This is a genomic window from Pseudomonas sp. BF-R-30, assembly GCF_019956175.1.
Taxonomy (GTDB): domain Bacteria; phylum Pseudomonadota; class Gammaproteobacteria; order Pseudomonadales; family Pseudomonadaceae; genus Aquipseudomonas; species Aquipseudomonas jessenii.
Map to the genome: position 1 here is coordinate 73749 of NZ_JAHBDE010000003.1, position 19745 is coordinate 93493.

The 19745-nt window shown below is 58.3% G+C and carries 16 protein-coding genes; 15 read left to right on the plus strand and 1 reads right to left on the minus strand.

The features are described 5' to 3' along the window. Window positions 1-120 precede the first annotated feature (120 nt). The 14 genes from KGB20_RS02070 (at window position 121) to KGB20_RS02135 (ending at window position 17424) form a co-directional block, all read left to right on the plus strand. A complete protein-coding gene (locus KGB20_RS02070) occupies window positions 121-1269 on the plus strand; it encodes an iron-containing alcohol dehydrogenase (RefSeq protein ID WP_223531882.1) in 1149 nt (382 codons plus the stop codon). 76 nt (window positions 1270-1345) lie between these two features. Continuing rightward, window positions 1346-2788: a hypothetical protein gene (locus KGB20_RS02075; RefSeq protein WP_223531884.1), complete on the plus strand. Its 1443-nt coding sequence runs from the start codon at window positions 1346-1348 to the stop codon at window positions 2786-2788. Window positions 2789-3149: 361 nt separating this feature from the next. Next, on the plus strand, window positions 3150-4865 hold the full coding sequence (locus KGB20_RS02080) for a sensor histidine kinase (RefSeq protein ID WP_223531886.1): 1716 nt from the start codon (window positions 3150-3152) through the stop codon (window positions 4863-4865). Between the two features lie 7 nt (window positions 4866-4872). Beyond that, window positions 4873-6222, plus strand: coding sequence for a sigma-54-dependent transcriptional regulator (locus tag KGB20_RS02085; RefSeq protein WP_223531887.1), 1350 nt, complete (start codon window positions 4873-4875; stop codon window positions 6220-6222). A 373-nt stretch (window positions 6223-6595) separates the two neighbouring features. Continuing rightward, a complete protein-coding gene (locus KGB20_RS02090; protein WP_223531889.1) occupies window positions 6596-7840 on the plus strand; it encodes an ABC transporter substrate-binding protein in 1245 nt (414 codons plus the stop codon). A gap of 30 nt (window positions 7841-7870) precedes the next feature. Further along, window positions 7871-9190, plus strand: a complete 1320-nt coding sequence (locus tag KGB20_RS02095; RefSeq protein WP_223531891.1) for an ABC transporter substrate-binding protein — start codon at window positions 7871-7873, stop codon at window positions 9188-9190. Between the two features lie 72 nt (window positions 9191-9262). Continuing rightward, window positions 9263-10162: a branched-chain amino acid ABC transporter permease gene (locus KGB20_RS02100; RefSeq protein WP_223531573.1), complete on the plus strand. Its 900-nt coding sequence runs from the start codon at window positions 9263-9265 to the stop codon at window positions 10160-10162. Beyond that, window positions 10162-11106, plus strand: a complete 945-nt coding sequence (locus KGB20_RS02105; protein ID WP_223531893.1) for a branched-chain amino acid ABC transporter permease — start codon at window positions 10162-10164, stop codon at window positions 11104-11106. Before KGB20_RS02100 ends, KGB20_RS02105 begins: the two co-directional genes overlap by 1 nt. After that, window positions 11103-11885, plus strand: coding sequence for an ABC transporter ATP-binding protein (locus tag KGB20_RS02110; protein WP_107022596.1), 783 nt, complete (start codon window positions 11103-11105; stop codon window positions 11883-11885). Before KGB20_RS02105 ends, KGB20_RS02110 begins: the two co-directional genes overlap by 4 nt. Then, on the plus strand, window positions 11882-12529 hold the full coding sequence (locus tag KGB20_RS02115; protein WP_223531895.1) for an ATP-binding cassette domain-containing protein: 648 nt from the start codon (window positions 11882-11884) through the stop codon (window positions 12527-12529). Before KGB20_RS02110 ends, KGB20_RS02115 begins: the two co-directional genes overlap by 4 nt. Window positions 12530-12538: 9 nt before the next feature. Then, the gene (locus tag KGB20_RS02120) at window positions 12539-13693 is read left to right on the plus strand and encodes an iron-containing alcohol dehydrogenase (RefSeq protein ID WP_223531897.1); all 1155 of its coding nucleotides are present in this window, start codon (window positions 12539-12541) and stop codon (window positions 13691-13693) included. Between the two features lie 17 nt (window positions 13694-13710). Beyond that, the gene (locus tag KGB20_RS02125; protein WP_223531899.1) at window positions 13711-14865 is read left to right on the plus strand and encodes an iron-containing alcohol dehydrogenase; all 1155 of its coding nucleotides are present in this window, start codon (window positions 13711-13713) and stop codon (window positions 14863-14865) included. Window positions 14866-15049: 184 nt separating this feature from the next. Further along, on the plus strand, window positions 15050-16294 hold the full coding sequence (locus tag KGB20_RS02130; RefSeq protein ID WP_223532006.1) for an OprD family porin: 1245 nt from the start codon (window positions 15050-15052) through the stop codon (window positions 16292-16294). 173 nt (window positions 16295-16467) lie between these two features. Continuing rightward, window positions 16468-17424 (plus strand): cyclase family protein, encoded by a 957-nt coding sequence (locus KGB20_RS02135; protein WP_223531901.1) that lies wholly within the window; start codon window positions 16468-16470, stop codon window positions 17422-17424. Between the two features lie 379 nt (window positions 17425-17803). Here KGB20_RS02135 and csiR read toward each other — a convergent pair whose 3' ends face one another. Then, on the minus strand, window positions 17804-18502 hold the full coding sequence (csiR, locus tag KGB20_RS02140) for a DNA-binding transcriptional regulator CsiR (RefSeq protein WP_223531903.1): 699 nt from the start codon (window positions 18500-18502) through the stop codon (window positions 17804-17806). Between the two features lie 195 nt (window positions 18503-18697). Here csiR and glaH point away from each other — a divergent pair, with 195 nt between their 5' ends. After that, complete coding sequence (glaH, locus tag KGB20_RS02145; protein ID WP_223531905.1) at window positions 18698-19675, plus strand: glutarate dioxygenase GlaH; 978 nt, start codon at window positions 18698-18700, stop codon at window positions 19673-19675. Window positions 19676-19745: the final 70 nt, after the last annotated feature.

The following is a 19745-nucleotide window of genomic DNA, read 5'->3' on the forward strand; positions in this document are numbered from 1 at the left end:
CTCTTTTTTCGTGTGAATCGCGCAAAGGCCCACGCCACAGGGCTTTGCGGGTATTGGCACGTCTTTCGCTATCTCATATGGCACGTCTTCCAATAAAACAACATCCACTGGACGAGCACTATGAACATCTCTGCTTTCAAAATCGCCAACAAACTGATCACTGGACCGGCTGCTATCGAGCAGCTTGCCACTGAACTGAATCGCCTCAATGTCAAAAACCCGCTGATCGTGACAGACGCCGTTCTGGTCCAGTCTGGCACTGTGGGCTTGGCGCTGGCACAGTTGGGGGGGCGCTGTTACGGCATTTTCGATCAGGTCAAACCGGAACCTGAAATTGCCATCGTTGAGGACTGTACCCGCATTTATCGCGAGGGCGGCCACGACGGGTTGATTGCTGTGGGTGGCGGCAGCGCAATTGACATCGCCAAAGGCGTCGCGGTGTTTGCCGAATATGAAGGTCCACTGGCTGAACTGTTCGGTGTCGATCTGGTGAAACGCAAAGGCCCCGTGCTGATTGCCATTCCGACTACCGCTGGCACCGGTTCGGAAGTGACCAACGTGGCAATCTTTTCTGACAAGCAAGCGAAGCTGAAGAAAGGCATTGTCAGCGACTACCTGCTGCCTGACGTAGCATTGGTCAGCCCGATCATGACCCTGACTTGTCCACGCAGTGTGACGGCGGCCAGCGGTGTCGACGCGCTGGTGCATGCGGTCGAGTCTTATCTTTCGGTGAATGCTTCGCCCATCACTGATGCCATTGCGCTGGGTGCGATCAAGCTGATCGCCAAGGCGCTGCCCAAGACTTATGCCAATCCGTCCAACCTCCAAGCCCGGGAAGACATGGCCACCGCCAGCCTGATGGCCGGCATGGCCTTTGGCAACGCAGGGGTAGGCGCAGTGCATGCTCTGGCGTATCCATTGGGCGGCCGGTTCAACATCGCCCATGGTGTCAGCAATGCCTTGCTGCTGCCGTACGTGATGGAGTGGAACAAGATGGCCTGCGTCGAGCGCTTCCGTGACATTGCCGAAGCCATGGGCGTGCGTGTCGCCGACCTGAACGACAAGGATGCGGCGGATCAGGCTGTCAAAGCCATGGCGGATCTATGTGCCGCTGTGGATATCCCAACTGGTATGCGCAGTTTCAACGTGCCTGAGGATGCCATCCCGGCGATGGCCGAAGAGGCCAGTAAGATCGACCGCTTGATGCGCAACAACCCGCGCAAGTTGACCGCCACTGATATTGAGAAAATCTACCGCGCAGCCTACTGATCCCGAAAAGCCGCGACGCCCCAGCCTGCCGGTTCGGGCGTCTGCCATTACAAGACCAATAAAACAGGTGCACTCAATGTCCAACACTACTGCGCAACGGAGCGAAAGCCCGTACATCCCGCTGGGTCCTTTCAAGGTTCGGTTGCCGTTTGTTCACTACAAAATCGAGCTTCCGGACTACCTTCAAGGCTTGCTGATGTGTGCCGTGGATCTGGCCGCCATTCCGCTGATGACCGAACTGCTCGGCATGCCATTTGAGGTCGCACTGGCCGTCGTGATGCTCAACGGCTTGCTTTACCTCGTGCACCATTTGCTCGGTGACCCGACCATACCTGGCTGGATCACCCCGGCGGTACCACTGTTGATGGCTTACTGTGCTCAATTTCCAGTGGGCCCGGAGCGTGTCCACGCCTTGATTGCCTTCCAGTTGATGCTGGGGATTTTCTCAATTGCCCTAGGGGCGACCGGGATGGCGAAGAAGGTTGTGGAGTATGTGCCCTCGGCGATCAAATCCGGGATTATCGTCGGTGCCGGCTTGAGTGCGGTGATCGCGGTGTTCCAGGTTGGCGGTAAATTCAATGTGCTGCCCTGGACGATTTCCATTGCGGTCGGCATCGCCTTCTATCTGATCTTCTCTCAGCACTTCAACGAACTGAAGCAGCGTAACCGCTTCTGGTGGAACTTCGCCAAACTGGGGATCTTGCCGATCATTCTGTTGGCGGTGGTGATTGCGCCGCTGTTCGGTGAGGCGCCTTGGCCAACCATTCAGTGGGGCATCAGCAAACCGGATTTCGCCGGGCTGTGGAGCAACTACACCGTGTTCGGTCTGGGCATGCCGCCACTGTCTATGTTCATCTCCGCGCTGCCGACCATGCTGGCGGTGTACATCATTGTCTTCGGCGATGTGCTTAGTGCGAAATCGCTCCTCGATGAGGCAGAAACTGTCCGCACTGATGAAGTCGTCGACTACAACGCTGATCGCTCTCACCTGATCTTCGGCGCGCGTAATGCGTTCATGAGTATCTTTGGCCCGGATGTCGCCATGTGCGGCCCAAAATGGGCGGCGATGCTGGTGGTGGTGATCGAGCGTTTTAAAGGTGGGCCGAAGGCGATGAAATCGATCATCGGCGGTGTCGGGTCGTTCCGTTGGGGGACCAACACCGGTCTGCTGTTGTTGCCGGTAGTGACTCTGGTACAGCCGATTCTCGGTGTTGCCCTGTCGCTGACGTTGCTGATCCAGGGTTATGTGAGTGTGCGTCTGGGCATCCTTGAAGCTCGTAGCCAGCGCGACTTGGGTATCGCGGGCGTGATCGGCGCGGTACTGGCGATCAAGGGTGCGAGCTGGGCATTCGGGATTGGCGTTGTGTTGTGTTTGCTGATCTACGGCAAAAACTTCTTCAAAGGCGAGGTGGATGGGACATTTGCCAAGGATCTGAAGGCGGCGGATACCAAGCCGGCCAAAGGTGCTGAGTCGCCCAAGACTACTAAGAAGGTAGCAGAAGAGGCTATGGCTGACTGACAGGCCTGAGTCGCTCTATCTGACACTATTGCGGTGAGCTTCCTCCCACAGGTTTTGTATTGATCACGTCATCTGTGATCAACACTCATCCATTTGTGGGAGGAGCCACGGGCTAACTCCAGCCAGGCCCCACGAAAGAAAGTTCGCCTTGCCTTCGCCATGCGAGCGATACCTTCCAGGTTAGCGATGGTGGTCGGGTTTCTGCGATCGTGAAGCTGTTAGCGTCAAGTGTGTCGCAGAATATGCGGGGAGGAGGGTATCTCCGACAATTCGCAGTCGTACTTCCACCGAGACGAATAGACAGATACAAGCTGTCGTCTCTATGCTGGCAGCGACTTTATAAAAACAATCAAAAAAAGCCATGAACCGTACTGCTTACTTCTGCTTGCTGCGCAAGTGGCTCGCCCGGCCGCACGGCAGCCTGGTGGCACGCTATACCTTACTGTCCGTCTTTGTGATGAGCATCGCCCTCATTATGCTGGCAGTGCTCTATGAGCAATTGGCCAAAGATTTGCTCAATCGCTTGACTGGTGAACGTCTGGACGCCCAGGCCTTGTCCACGGCGAACCGCTTGTCTTCATTTCTCGATGATCGCTTTTACCAGGTCTCGGCATTGTCCAATCACCCGAACATGCCGGGGTTTATTGCCGATCAGTCCGCGCCCGGCAGTGACGTGGAGTCTTTGCTCAAGATCGAAGCGGATTTTCCGTTCCTGTATGGCGTGCTGTTTTTCGATGAACAGGATCATTTGGTCAACGTGCTGCCGGGGCAAGCCGCCTCTGGTGAGCCCTATTGGACCAACACTCATTGGTCTATCGCCGGACTGCCGATCCAGTGGGTAGGTGATATCGAAGTGATCGGGCCATTGCTGGCTGAACCCGGGCGCTCGGGTGGCTTCTTGATCCGCAAGACCATCCGCAATGGTCGCACCGATCACCGTGTGCGCATCGCCTTGCACCTGCGCCTTGCATCACTCACCGAGTTGCTCGTCAGTGCCGGGATGAGCGGGGTGGTTGCGCCGTTGCTGCGGGTGCCAGGCGGTGCCTTTATCGACCCCACCGGGCGCGCGGTCGAGGCGCCGAATCAGTGGCGTGACGGCCCCCAGATAATTCCCGGTTGGCAACTGGTGTTCAGAGTGCAGCCTGGGGCCATCCTTAAGCCGTTGAACGATGCACGCTGGTGGTTGTACTGGATAGCTGCTGGTTTTATCGTGTTTATCCTCATAGTGTTTTTTACTCTGTCGCGACAGTTGCGCTCGCGGGTCAGCACCTTGTTACAGGGCGCTCATCAGTTGTCCATGGGCGACCTCAGTTATCGCCTGGCTGAACAGCCCCGTGACGACGAAATCAACCATGTAGCGCGGGCGTTCAATGTAATGGCCGCGCGCTTGGCGGACATGTTGGAAAACACTGTGCGGACAGAAAATCTCGCGGTACTGGGGGCCTTTGCCACGGGCGTGGCCCATGAGGTGCGCAATCCCCTAACAACCATGAAAACTACAGTGCAAGCCTTGCTGCGCCGAGAAGAAGAACCCGAGCGACGCCACTTGCTGACCGACCTGGGCAAGGAAATCGACCGCTTATCCCATGTCACCAGCGATCTGTTGGAATATGGGAGGCCTCACCCGGCTCAACCCGAGGTGGTTGCCGTCGCGTCGTTGTTCGAGCAGATCGTCCGGCTGGCAGGGCCGGACGACCCGCAATTGCTGTGCGAAACAGAACCAGGCTTGCAGCTTTACGTCGACCCGGACCAGATCCGGCAGATCCTGGTCAACCTTTGTTTGAATGCCTTCCAGGCCTGCGACAACCAGAACCCTGTGCGCCTGTGCGCCCAAGTATGGGGCGGGCAGGTGCGAGTCATGGTCATTGACCAGGGATGCGGTATCTCCGAGGCGGACTTGCAGCGCATCCGCCAACCGTTTTTTACCTCCAAGGCGCGGGGTACCGGGCTGGGGCTGAGCATCAGTCAGCAACTGCTGGATGCCAACGGTGCGCGCATGGACATTATCAGTACGCTTGGCGTAGGGACTCAGGTGATCCTGGACTTTCCCGCGCCCCCAGGGAACGAGGTGAAGTAAACCACCGATGTCTGACATTCACGTTTTGATAGTAGATGACGAAGAGGCGCTGGTGCGCTCCCTCAGCTATGCCCTGCGCGGCGAAGGAATGCGCATCAGCACGGCCGGCAGTGGTGAGGCAGCACTGGAGCTGTTGGCGGAGGAGACCACCGGCATCGATATCGTGCTGCTCGACCTCGGTTTACCGGGCATCGATGGCCTAGCCACGTTGGACGGTATACGCCAGCTTCACGCACGACTGCCGGTGATCATGATTTCCGCTCACGGTGATACCCGCGCCGCCGTACAGGCAGTGAAAAGCGGCGCCACTGACTACCTTACAAAACCTTTTGAACTCGACGACCTGCTGGCGACCATCACCAGCACCTTGCCATTGGCCAGATGCGAAGAACCCGCAGTGGCGGTGAGTGATGAACTGGCCGCTGGCCTGCTTGGCCATAGCCCGGCGATGAGCACCTTGCACGCAGCGGTGGGGCGCATTGCCCGTAGTTCCGCAACGCGGATTTTGTTGCTTGGAGAATCCGGCACAGGGAAGACTTTGGTCGCCCAAGCCCTGCACAACCATAGCGGGCGGGGCGGGCAACCGTTTATCGAGGTCAACTGTGCGGCATTGCCGGAGCAGTTGATCGAGGCAGAGTTGTTTGGTTCGGAAAAAGGCGCGTATACCGGCGCTCACCAAAAGCGTGCCGGGCTGGTCAGTCAGGCAAATGGCGGCACGCTGTTTCTCGATGAGATCGGCGAATTGCCGCTGGCACTTCAAGCCAAGCTCTTGCATTTTCTTGAGAACGGCAGCTACCGAGCCGTGGGCGCCAATGCCGCGAGTCGCGCGGATGTGCGGGTGGTGGCGGCGACCAATCGGGATCTGGCCGATGACGTGCAATCGGGACGGTTTCGTGAGGACCTGTTCTATCGCCTGAACGTTATCACACTGGATATTCCTTCACTGCGCGAGCGCGGTGAAGACGTGCTGTTGCTGGCCGAGCATTTCGCCCGGCGCCAGGCTGTGGAGGAAGGGGTCGAACCGATCCGCTTCCCGCCGGACAGTGCCCAGGCATTGGCCCGTCACCGCTGGCCGGGGAATGTACGCGAGCTTAAAAACCTGGTAGAGCGCTTGACCATACTGTCACCAGGGCAGGCGATTAGCGTGGCGATGTTGCCTTCAGCGTTGCAAGGCCTGCAGATCGAGCCACTGGTACTGGGCGAGCAGCTCGAACTCGCCGAGCGTGATCTGGTCACCGATGCTCTGAGCCGCGCATCGGGCCATAAGGGCCTGGCAGCAAGCCTGTTGGGGATTTCCCGGCACGCGCTCAAGCGCCGTCTGCATCGCCTGGGACTGGATCGCTCGACCGAGCGGTAACCGCTCAACAATGCGCGCAGGTTGAGCGCTAAGCGCTCAATGCAATCGTCGCAAATCTCAGTAGCCGCTGCCGAGGCACGTGGCTGCGATCAATTTCAAGTGCGCTCACCCCGGGCGCCCAGGTATGCCTGGCAGACTGCATTTCCAAGCTGGCGGCCGCTATGCGTCCGATCGCAGCCACTTGCCTAGGCAACTCCTACAAGCTTTTCAGCCTTTCTGGCACACCCTTTGCTCTATCCCTCTGGCGAACTAACAAGAGGCGTTGCCAACGCCCTAAAGGATACTTATGTCACTGCCACGTCCATGGTTTTATTGCTCGTTCACAGTGTGCAGTCTTTTGCTGAGCGTTGTAGCTTCAGCTCAGGTCGGCCGCGTGGAGTTGGGCGCTGCCGCCTCTCAGGCGGACCTGACGATGGGCTGCCTTTACCCGATGACCGAGCGCGCAGCGATCTACGGCCAGGACAGCATCGCCGGGATCCAGATTGCCCTAGGTGAGTTGCAGGCGCAGCGCGAGGCTGGCCAGCAAGTGCCACGTCTGCGCGTGATCATCGATGACGATCAGTCCAAGGCTTCCTATGGCGTAGGCCTGGCGAAAAACTTCATTCATCAGGACGGTGTGCAAGTGCTGTGCGGTATGGTCTCGTCCGGCGTGGGGCTGGCGGTCAGTCAGTTGGCCAAGCGCGAGAAAGTACTGATGATCGGCACCGACCATGCGTCCTCGCGCATGACCTTGGAAAACGGCCACCCGTACTATTTCCGCGTCACCAATGACACTTGGACCTCGATGGCCGCCGGTGCCCGCTACCTGCAAGCCCTGCAACAACAAACCGGATGGAAACGCCTGGCGTTCATAGGCCCCGATTACGAATACGGCCACGTGTCCCGCGATGACCTGCACGAGGCCTTTGCCCAACTGGGTGTCAAGTTCGAGGACGTCACCGAACTCTGGCCACGCCTGTATGAACCTGACTACTCCGCCTATATCGCCGCTCTGGAACAAGCTAAACCCGACATCATTGTCTCGGCCCTGTGGGGCGGTGACTTCCAGGCCTTCGTCAAGCAGGCAGCAAGCACCCAGTTGTTCGCCACCTCGCGCCTAGCCAACTTCGACACCGGGGGTAACTACGATTTCCTGGTGTCCCTGGGCGACCAGGCTCTTCCGGGGCTGATCCTCTCGGCACGGCACCATAACAACTGGCCGGATACGCCGCGCAATCGTTCCTTTGTCGAGCGCTTCCAGGCCATCAACGGTCGCTACCCGACCTACGCCGCCGAAGGTGCCTACACCGGTGTCATGGTGTTAGCCAAAGCCTATGAAAAAGCGCTGGGCAGCGTCGACGCCCCGGATTTGATACGTGCCTTGGAAGGCTTGGAAATTGCCTTGCCAGAAGATCCGCCCGGGTTCGTCTCATGGATCGATCCGCTAACCCACCAAATCCAGCAGACCCAGGCAATTGGCACTCCGGTGCTCAACAACGATTACCCGCCCGCCAAGGTGATGCTGGGTAATTGGGTGGTGTATTCCGCCCAGGAACTGCAGCAGAACAGCGCAACCATCAAGCGTCGAATGAGCGCTGAAAGCCCTGACTCGAAAAAGAGTCGTCCCGAGAGTCCCTAGTCAATTCATCAATCGAAAGTGGAAGCACAGATGAACAATTATAAGAAAAACATACTGAAGCACCGTTTGACCCTTGCTATTACCGCTGGCGTGGCCCTGTCCATGGGCTCCTCAGCCATGGCTGCCGAGAACGGTAAGTTTCGTATCGGAGTCGTGACTTTCCTATCGGGCCCAGCAGCCGGGCCGTTCGGCGAGCCCTCCGCGAACGCCGCCAAAGTGCTGGTGGAAGGGCTAAACCAAGGCAAGCTCCCGGCGCCTTACAACACCATTGGTATTAACGGTGCCGAAATCGAGGTGGTGATCATCGACGAAGCGGGCGGCGCGGCTAAACAGGTCGAAGAGTTCCGTAACCTGGTGCAGCGCCAGAAGGTCGATGCAGTGGTGGGCTACATTTCCTCCGGCGACTGCCTGGCCATTGCGCCTGTGGCCGAAGAGCTGGGGGCCATGACCGTGTTTTACGATTGCGGCACTTCTCAGTTGTTCAACGAAGACAAGACCCCGCAGTTTGTCTTCCGCACCGGCCTTGATGCGGCCGTGGACAATATCGGCGCCGCCCGTTACCTGACCAAGACCCGCCCTGACGCGCAGAAAATTGCCGGCATCCAGCAGAACTACGCCTTTGGACAAGACAGCTGGAAAGACTTCACCCACTCCATGGAGCAGTTGATGCCCAAGGCCAAGGTGGTCGAGTCGCAGATGCCTAAGGTTTTCCAGGGCCAATACGGCGCCGAGATTTCCGCTCTGTCGGTCAAGCGCCCGGACATCATCCACTCCAGCTTCTGGGGCGGCGACATGGAAGCGCTTGTGTTGCAAGCCAATGCCCGTGGTTTGTTGGAAGACGCCACCGCGGTTTTGACCTGCGGCGAGTCCGCCCTGGACCGCTACAAGGACCAGGCTCCCAACGGCATGGTCATAGGCGGCCGTGGCCCGTTTGGTGCGTTCGCGCCGGATAACGAACTCAATCGCTGGTTCAAGGACAAGTACCAAGCCGCTTACAGCACCGCGCCAACTTACCCGGCGAGCAAAATGGCCCAAGCCATTCTCGGCCTCAAGCACGCAGCGGAAAACGCCAAGGTTGAACAGGGCAAGATCCCTGCGCCGCAGGAGATCGCCAAGGCGTTCAAGGGCGCGACCTTTGAGTCGGTGTCCGGCACGGTGCAAATGGCTCGCGCCGGGGGGCATCAGGCGATGCAGGGCATTTCCTATGGCGAGTACCAATTCGACAAGGCGAGCAAGAAAGGCAACGTGCAAAACGTCATCGCCTTCTCCGGCGAATGCGTGACTCCACCAGACGGCACCACCGCCCTGGAATGGATCAAGGCTGGCTTCCCCGGTGCCCAGTGCAACTGATCAACCTCGCTTGATTGTTCCGAAGTGGCGGCCCGTCCGGCGTCGCCACCTTTATGCCAAGGTAGGACCTCTATGATGAGTCTTTTCGCGGTGCTGATTGACGGCACCATCTATGCCTCGTGGCTGTTTTTGGTCGCGGCAGGGTTGACGGTGATCTACGGGGTCATGCGGATCCTGAACATGGCCCATGGCAGTTTTTATGCCATTGGCGCCTACACCGCAGCTTCGCTGGTGGGCTGGTATTTCAATAACGGTATTGGCCCGGTCTGGGCCGGTTACCTACTGATGCTTGGCTGTGCCGTGGTGGCCGGGCTGATCGTTGGCCTGATTATCGAGCGCGGGCTGCTCAAGTTTATGTACGGCCGAGACGAAGTGCTGATGGTGATCATCACCTACGCGCTGCTGCTGGTGTTGGAAGACACCATGAAAATGATCTGGGGCGTGAACCCCTATTTTGCCTATCAACCCTATGCCGAAATGGGCCGTAGCGCCTTGGCCGGGCTGAAGGTATCCAATTACGACCTGATGCTGGTAGGCGTGTCGCTGGTGCTTGGACTGGGCTTGTACCTGTGGCTGGAGCGCACGAACCAAGGCAAGGTCCTGCGGGCTGTGATCCACGACCGTGAAGTGGCTATGGCCATGGGTGTCAACGTCAAGCGCATGTTCACCCTAGTCTTTGTGTTGGGCACCATGCTCGGCACCTTGGCCGGTGCCTTGACCGCTCCGGCTATTTCCGTAGCGCCGGGCATCGGCGTGGAAATTATCGTCCTGGCCTTCGCCGTGGTGGTGATCGGTGGCATGGGCAGTATCGAAGGCGCGGCGGTAGGCGCCTTGCTAGTAGGGCTGAGCCGTGCGGCGGCGGTGCACTATGCGCCGGAGTTCGAACTCTTTGTGATTTACGGCGTCATGGCGCTGGTTCTGGCGGTACGTCCGCAAGGCCTGTTCGGCCGCGTGCTTGCGAGGAAAATCTGATGCGTATGGATAAAACCGAACTGATTCTGCTGGCGGTTGCAGCGTTGCTGGCCGCCGGTGGCTGGATTGCTCCGCAATGGCTGGTGTTTTTGCTGACCATGGCGTTGGCCAAGGCCATGGTGGTGCAAGGCGTGGTGATGCAGATGCGCGCCGGTCTGGTGACTTTTGGCCAAGGCTTGTTCTTCTGCGTTGGTGGCTATGCCGTGGGCATGAGTGGACATTTCCTAAACATCACCGACCTAGCCGTGTTGCTAATGATCGGAGTTGGCGTCGCGGTTTTATTGGCGATGATTCTAGGCCTGCTGATGACCCGCTATCGGGAGATTTTCTTCGCCATGCTGTCGTTGGCGTTTTCGATGATTCTCTATGGCGTGCTGGTGAAAAGCTCGGCCCTGGGCAGTACTGACGGCTTCAACGTCAAGGCCTGGACCCTGTTTGGCTGGTCGCCGGCCGCCGGGCAGGGGCCGCTGGTTTTGTTCATGATCATCGTTGCCAGTTCGACGGTATTGGCTGTGTTGCTGCATCGCTATAGCCGCAGCAATGCCGGGATGATGTGTGAAGCAATTCGTGAAAACGAAGTGCGTGTCGAATACCTCGGGCAGTCCCCACGCTGGGTGCTGTACATGAACTACGTAGCCGCCGCAGCCGTTTCGGCATTGGGAGGTGGTTTCATGGCCTTGTCCGCCGGGCATATCGACCCGGAAATGGCCTACTGGATCACCTCCGGTGAGTTCGTGTTCATAGCCTTACTCGGTGGCACCGCCCACGTGGCGGCACCCTTTATCGCCGCCATCGTGTTTGCCGTGGTGCGCACTTACGCCATCGAACTGGTGCCCCATAGCTGGCAGTTGATTCTGGGCTTCACCTTACTGGCGATCATTGTGTTCCTGCCCAAGGGCTTGTGGAGCCTGTTTGCCGGTAACGCTAGGAGGGCTAAAGCATGACCTGCATTCTCGAAACCCAAGGTCTGTGCAAGGAGTTCGGCGCCGTCACTGCAGCCAAGGACGTCAATGTGCGGATCAACAAAGGGGAAGTGGTCGGTGTGATCGGCTCCAATGGTGCCGGCAAGACCACTTTCATCAATATGGTCACAGGTTACTTGAAGCCGAGTCGGGGCGAGATCCTGTTCAATAACCAGTCGATCATTGGTCGCACGCCTCGAGCGATTACCCGCTCGGGCATGGCCCGCTCGTTCCAGGTCGCCCAACTGTTTGCGCAATTGAGCGTGCTAGACAACCTGCTGATTGCGGTGGCGGCGGCCGAAAGCCCGTTTCCAGCGCTGCTGGTGCCCATGCGTAGCGCCTCACGCATTGCCCGTGCCGACGCCATTCTCGTCGAGTTCGGCATACCGCAATGGCGTGACACTCTGGTCACTGCGGTGCCGCAAGGGGTGCGCAAACTCATCGATATTGCCATGGCGTTGATTGGTGATCCGCAGATGTTGTTGCTCGACGAGCCAACCAGCGGCGTTAGCGCCGAAGAGAAAACCGCGCTGATGGACACCGTGATGCGCGTCGTTGCCGAGCATCAAGTAACCGTGCTGTTCGTCGAGCATGACATGGACGTGGTACGCCGCTATGTGTCGCGGATTCTCGCGTTCTACAGCGGTGAAGTCCTGGCCGACGGCGCCCCGGAAGAAGTCTTGGCCAATGCGCAGGTGCAGGAGTTTGTCACTGGCGGCGCCAAAGCCCACGACAAGGCGCAAAGGAGTGCCGTGAAATGAGCCTGGAAATTCGCAATCTCAATGTATCGATTGAAGGCATACCGATCCTCAATGACGTGTCGCTGTCCATCGGCCCCGGGCAAATGGTCGGTCTGATCGGCCACAACGGCGCCGGTAAGACCACCTTGATCCGCGCCATCATGGGTTTGTTGCCCACGGACCGCGGCGAGATGTTTTTTGGCGGACAGGACCTGCGCGCGCAGCCGGCTTTTACCCGCGCCGCAGCGGGTATCAGCTACTTGCCCGAAGATCGGCGCCTGATTCCGTCGCTGACCGTGGAAGAGAACATCATGCTGCCAGTGTGGGCCAACAAACTGGCCGACAGCAAACAGCGTCTGGAATGGGTCTACAGCCTGATTCCAGAGATCGCCCAGTTCCGTGACCGCAAGGCGATGCAGTTGTCCGGTGGCCAGCAGAAGCTGGTGGCCATGGCCCGGGCACTGATGCCGGGCAAGCAACTGTTGATTCTGGACGAACCTTTCGAGGGCGTAGCGCCGGTCTTGTCTCGGCGTTTAAGCGAGGTGATTGCCAAGCTGGGCCAGCAAGGCCTGTGCGTGTTGATCTCCGAATCCGATGACACACATTCTGCCGACCTGGTCGATGCGTTGTTTCGCATCGAGCGCGGCAGCGTGACAGCAGGGTAGGGCAGATGTATGTCGACATTTAACTTTGAAACCACGCCACGTGTGATCTGTGAGATCGATGGCGCGTTGCGCCTGGGCACCTTATGCCGCGAGCTAAAGGCCGAGCGGGTATTGCTGGTCAGCGATCCGGGGTTGTTGCGCGCCGGTTTGCTGGATGCACCTTTGCGAGCCCTGAACGAAGCCGGGGTCGACGCGACACTGTACAGCGATGTGCAGGCCGATCCACCGTCGGAATCGGTACAGCACGCGGTGGATACCGCCCGTAACTGCCGTGCCCAAGCAGTGATCGGCCTGGGCGGTGGCAGCTCCCTGGACACCGCGAAGTTGGTAGCTTTGCTCTGTGGTCGCGAGCAGGCGCTGGAGTCGATCTACGGTATCAACCTGGCCCAAGGCCCGCGTTTGCCATTGATCCAAGTGCCGACCACGGCGGGCACGGGCTCGGAAGTAACGGCGGTGGCGATTGTCACTACCCCCAGCCATGAGAAAAAGGGCGTTGTCAGCCCATTGCTGTATCCGGATATCGCGCTGCTGGATGCCCGACTGACCGTCGGCTTGCCGGCAGCCGTCAGCGCCATGACCGGTATCGATGCCATGGTCCATGCCATCGAGGCCTACACCAGCGTGCACAAGAAGAATGTGCTGTCCGATGGCCTGGCAATGCAGGCGTTGCGCCTGCTGGCGGGCAATCTGGATCGGGTCCTGGCGACGCCTGGGGATTTACCGGCTCGCTCCGACATGCTTCTCGGCTCGATGCTAGCGGGCATGGCCTTTGCCAACTCGCCGGTGGCGGCGGTGCATGCCCTGGCGTACCCATTGGGCGGCCACTTCCATGTGCCCCACGGCTTGAGCAACGCCTTGGTGCTAGTGCCGGTGCTGAACTTCAATCGTCCTGCAGCCGAGGCGCTGTACGCGCAACTGGCGGCGGCGGTGCTGCCAGGGCAGCGCTTTGCCAGCGAGGCGTTGGCCTGCGATGCCTTTATTGAGTTCATGACCCGGTTGGTGGAACGCATGCCGTTTGCCCAGCGGCTACGGGACGTGGGCGTGACTGTCGACGACCTGGATCGCCTGACCGATGACGCGATGAAGGTCGAACGCCTGCTTATCAATAATCCGCGCCCGGTAACCCACCAAGATACCCGCGCCATCTATGCCTCGGTGCTGTAAACAAAAAGGACTGACCGATGAGTTATGAATTCAGAAGCGTGCCGCGCATAGTCTGCGAAGAGGGCGCGTTGCACAGCGTGGGCAAGGTGCTCAAGGATCTCGGTGCGCAACGGGTGATGCTGGTGTGCGATCCTGGCATTGTCAGCCTGGGTTTTGCAGTTGAGGCCCAGGACTCGCTTGAGGTGGCTGGCTGCGCAGTCACAGTGTTCGACCAAGTGGTTCCCGACCCTTCGTCCGCCGTGGTCAAAGAGGCCGCCGAGCAGGCCCGACAATTCAAGGCCGATGGCGTGCTGGGCCTCGGCGGCGGCAGTTCCTTGGACGCCGCCAAACTGGTGGCGTTGCTGATCAACAGCGAGCAGCCCCTGGAGGAGTTGTATGGAACCGACAAAGCCCTGGGGCAGCGGGTGCCGCTGGTGTTGGTGCCGACCACGGCAGGCACCGGCTCTGAAGTGACTTGGGTCTCCGTCATCACTGACGAGCAACAGCGCAAGCAAGCGGTGTATTCGTCGCAACTGATGCCGGACGTGGCGGTGCTCGACCCGCAACTGACACTCGGACTGCCGCCCAGAGTCACCGCCGCCACCGGTTTGGACGCCATGGTGCATGCAATCGAGGCCTACACCAGTCGCACACGTAAAAACCCGATTGCCGATGGCTTGGCCTCCGCCGCCTTGGGGTTGCTGAGCGCCAACCTGCGCAAAGTATTGGCCAACGGTCAGGACGTGGCGGCGCGTACAGCGATGCTGCAAGGCTCGCTGATGGCGGGTGTGGCCTTCGTCAACGCCTCGGTGGCGGCGATTCATGGGTTGGCCTATCCGCTAGGGGCACGCTTTCACATTCCCCACGGCCACGCCAATGCCCTGGTGATGGCGCCGGTACTGCGCTTCAACCTGATTGCGGCGCAACGCCAATACGCGGAGCTGGCGACGTACCTGTTTCTTGATCGCCATTTCGAGGACGAAGCCGAGGCAGCCGAAGCCTTTGTCCAGGCAATTGAAGCGCTGGTGGCCGACAGCGGCCTGGAAACCCGGCTGTCGAAACTGGGAGTGGACGAACCCGCCCTCACCGAAATGGCCAACTCGGTGGTACTGAACCTGCGTCGCCTGATCGACAGCAATCCCAGGGACATGACTGAGCAGGACGTAGAAGCCCTCTACCGCAGCATCTTCTAACCGACTGACGCGCATCGCCCATTAGCGTGCGGTGCGCCGAAGGGATACGCGCTCTGATTCGACAGTGCGTATCCATTTGTCCCTCCCTTTATTCACCTCGTCTGCCAACGCGGAGGGGAGGGTTTTGTGTGCTTTTTTAACCATGAGTATAAAAATAATGAACTGCAGCAATAAAAACAGCCGCATGTTGGCACCTGTCGTCGGTACCTATGTCTTAGGGCTGGCGCTGGCCGCGTCTGCCTTTCCGGCCGTTGCCGAGGACTTTCTCGAAAACGCCAAGGCGAACCTTACCTCGCGCAACTTCTACATCAACCGCAACTTTACCAACCCGGCTTACCCGCAGAGCAAGGCCGAGGAGTGGACTCAGAGTTTTATCCTCGACGCCAAGTCCGGCTTCACCCAGGGCACCGTGGGTTTTGGTGTGGACGTGCTGGGGCTGTACGCGCTCAAACTCGATGGTGGTCGCGGTACCGCCAACACCCAGTTGCTGCCAGTGCATGACGATGGCCGTCCAGCCGATGATTTCGGGCGACTGGGCGTGGCGTTGAAGGCTCGGCTGGCAAAAACTGAACTGAAGGTCGGCGAATGGATGCCGGTACTGCCGATCCTGCGTTCCGATGACGGCCGCGCCCTGCCGCAAACCTTCCGGGGTGGCCAGGTGACTTCCCAGGATATCGACGGTTTGACCCTGTACGGCGGGCAGTTCCGCGGCAACAGTCCACGCAACGACGCGAGCATGGACGATATGTCGATGACCGGTCGGGGCGGGGTTACCTCCGATCGCTTCAACTTTGCCGGGGGCGAGTACAGCTTCAACAGCAAGCAAACCATGATTGGCCTGTGGAATGCCGAGCTCAAGGACATCTACAACCAGCAGTTCATCAACCTGGTGCACAGCCAAACAGTGGGTAGCTGGGTAGTGGGCGCCAATCTTGGCTACTTCATCGGCAAGGAAAGCGGCAGCGAGCGGGCAGGGGAGCTGGACAACAAAACCGCCTCCGCCCTGTTCTCGGCCAAGTATGGCAGCAGCACCTTTTACCTGGGCTTGCAGAAGGTCAGCGGCGACAACGCCTGGATGCGCGTCAATGGCACCAGCGGCGGCACCCTGGCCAACGACAGCTACAACTCCAGTTACGACAATGCCAAGGAGCGGTCCTGGCAGTTGCGTCATGACTTCAACTTCGTTGGTGTGGGCATTCCCGGGTTGACCCTGATGAACCGCTACATCAGCGGTGAAGACGTACACACCGCGACTGTGAGTGACGGCAAGGAGTGGGGCCGGGAGAGTGAGTTGGCCTATGTGATCCAGAGCGGCAACCTGAAAAACCTTTCGCTGAAATGGCGCAACAGCACCCTGCGTCGCGATTACAGCAGCTTGGAGTTCGACGAGAACCGTCTGATTATCAGCTACCCCTTCTCGGCGCTTTAATACCGCTAAACAGATCGCACGCTACGCCAGCGGCTACAGACTTTTGTAGCCGCCGCTCGTTTGTCATTAAGCGAGCACTTTCATTTCAATGTTTTGTATGTCCTGAGCGGTAAGGACGCAAGGCGCATTAGTCGTGCGCTTCAATAACCACCGTGACTGAAAAGGAAAACATCATGACTACTGCAGTTCCTAAGATGGATGATTTTTTGCAGAACGCTCCTTCTAACTGGGGCAAGTGGGGCGCGGAAGATGAAGTTGGCTCTCTGAATTACCTGACCGCGCAAGAAGTCATGCGCGGGGTTGCGCATATTAAGACGGGAAGCGTATTTACTTTACAGCGTATGATCGGTGATCCCGCAGGCGATCCGGTTTGGCCAGGCCGTACCCCGGCGGAACGTACTATGGTTCTCGATGAGTCAAGCTGGGACAATGATCATGGCCCATGTTATCCCGGCGGGTTGCACTACGCTGATGACAAGATCGACGCGTTCCTGCAAGGCTCCACGCAATATGATGCGCTTGGCCACCTCTGGTACGGCGGGAAAATATGGAACGGCTACGACGCGCGAACAACTGTGGGTGGCCTCGACAAGGCCAGTGTCGCACCTATCGGCGAGCGAGGAGTGGTCGGGCGCGGCGTATTACTGGATATGGCACGGCATCGTGGCAAGCGTATGCTGGATAAAGGTGAGACATTCACTCACATGGATCTTATGGCGTGCGCAGAGGCTCAGGGCCATACGATCGAGCCCCACGATATCCTGATTATCAGGACTAACTTCCTTCAAGCTTTCTATGAGCAGGGCGAGGCGTTTTACGACGGATTCTGCGAGCCAGGCCTTACATATTCGGAGGAGCTTGTTCGATGGTTCCATGACAAGGAAATTCCAAACCTTGTCACCGATACCATCGCCAATGAGGTCACGACAGACCCAGTATCAGGTGTGGCTCTGCCACTACACTGCGCTTTGATGCGTAATCTTGGTATCGCCTTTACGGAGATCTGCGACCTGGAAAAACTAGCCGAAAGTTGCGCTAAAGACAGGCAGTATACTTTCCTTTATGTGGCCGCCCCGCTAAAAGTACATCGCGCTGCGGGATCACCGGTCAATCCGGTAGTGATCAAATAGTCGTTTATGCTGGGGCAGGGTTACTCCTGCCTCAGCATAAGTGAAAGTCGCCGATTTCTGTCTCAATCTAGTACATTTGCTGGATCAGTGATAGAGAAAATCAATCTGTAGCTGGGCGAACTCTATGGCTTCTTTGTGAGTGTCTGCCTCCATTGTTTTTTGCCAAGTGCCTGATGCAGATTCGCGAATATGCTTATAAGCGCACAGCTTAGTTAGTGAGCTGAGCTGTTAATAAATTAATTCAATGTTAATAACGCTCGGCTTCGCCTTATGTACTTAAACGCACAGTATATCGTTACCGGTAGATCAATGAATTAACTGCTCAGGACACTAGAGTGGGCGGATATGCTCGCTTTAGCCGCCCCGTTCAACCCCAAACTCACGCGGCACTGCCCATTCCTTGCACCAACATAATCTCGGCGATGATCGGTACCGGCGTCATCAGGTGAGTGCGCATCATGGTGCTGGCCCGTGGCGCATCGCGCGCCAGAATAGCTTCAACCAGCGCAGCATGTTCCTTGCGCTTCAACGCCAGGGCTTCTTCGGAGAAAACCGTCTGGGTCAGCCAAAGGTGGCGGTAGCGTTCGGCCTGATCAAATAGATAGCCACGTGCCTGTAACAGGTGTTTTGAACCACAACCGGTGGCAATAGCCGTGTGGAAGGCCTTGTGCCGTTCGTCCCAGACATCCAAGACCTGCTCTCGGGTTTTGACATCCATAACTTTCGAGAGGGTATGGGACTGGGCAAGGATCTGCGCCTCCCAAGCGTCGTCACCGCGCTCAATGGCCAAGCCTACGATCATCGCCTCGAGGTTGGCGCGGGCATCGTAGATGTCCTGCATTTCTTTCAACGACATGGGCGCGACCCGGTAGCCCTTCTGGCTGATCACCACCACCAGATGTTCGGCCACCAATTGCGAAAGCGCCTCTCGCAGCGGGCCAACCCCCAAGTCATAACGCTCCTTGAGCCCACTCATGAGGAGCTTCTCTCCGGGCTTGAAGACCCCGCGAATGATGTCCTGTTTGAGTCGCTCATACCCGCTGAATGCAGAGTTCTGCTTGGGGGTGAGGCTATCCAAAGGTACTGCTCCTGAAAACGACAAGGTCCAATCATACCTAAACATCTGTCATACGAAAAACATAAGACGAAACGACGTATTGTCGACAATGCATAAAAATGTAGACAATAAAAATTTATGGCGATATTTTTGCTCTGAGCCTGATCCACATCAATGCTGGAGGGGCCAATCCCTACCTTCTGCCCAGGAACTGCCATGAACGCCTTTACGCAAATTCAGGACCTTGTGATGCCACTGCCATCGGAGTGCAAGGGTTTCACTCTCACCCCTTCCAGCCAGTCACCGCGCCTGCTTGAGCTGAAATTTGCCAAGCAAACCGTCGACGCGTTCATAAAGGCGGTGACGCAATGGCCGGTCCAGGCTCTGGAGTACAAATCGTTCCTGCGCTTCCGGGTTGGCCAGATACTTGACCAGCTGTGCGAAGGCACCCTGCGCCCGGTGTTGATCAACACAATTCTCGACCGCGCCACCGGCGGCATGCTGATCACGCCGGAGGGGTTGAACGAAGTGTCCCAGGCCGATGACATGGTCAAGTTTTCCTCGGCCGTCGCGCACTTGATCGGTCGTTCCAACTTCGATGCCATGAGCGGCCAGTTCTACGCGCGCTTTGCAGTGGTCAACACCGACAACTCCGACAGCTACCTGCGCCAGCCACACCGGGTCATGGAACTGCACAACGACGGCACATTTGTTCAGGAGCGCACTGACTATGTGCTGATGATGAAGATCGACGAGCAGAACATGGAGGGTGGCAACACCCTGCTGCTGCACCTGGACGATTGGGGAGACCTGAACCACTACTACACGCATCCGCTGGCCCGCCGTGAAATGCGCTTCACTGCGCCACCGAGCAAGAACGTGCGTGAAGACGTGTTCCATTCGGTGTTCGACAACGACGCCGAAGGCCGCCCGACAATGCGCTACATCGACCAGTTCGTGCAGCCCAAGGACTTCGAGGAAGGCATTTGGCTGACCGCCATGAGCGAATCCCTGGAAGGCAGTCAGGAGAAGGTTTCGGTACCGGTGCCGGTCGGAAGCTTCGTGCTCGTCAACAACATGTTCTGGCTGCACGGCCGTGACCGCTTCACCGCCCACCCGGGCCTGCGTCGTGAGCTGATGCGTCAGCGCGGCTACATCAGCTACCAAAAAACCATGTACCAGCGCGGCCAGTAAGGTTTGGCAAACGCTGAAGTGACGAGGGCCACCTCATGTGGCCCTTATCGCGCTTCTAACAAAAACGTAA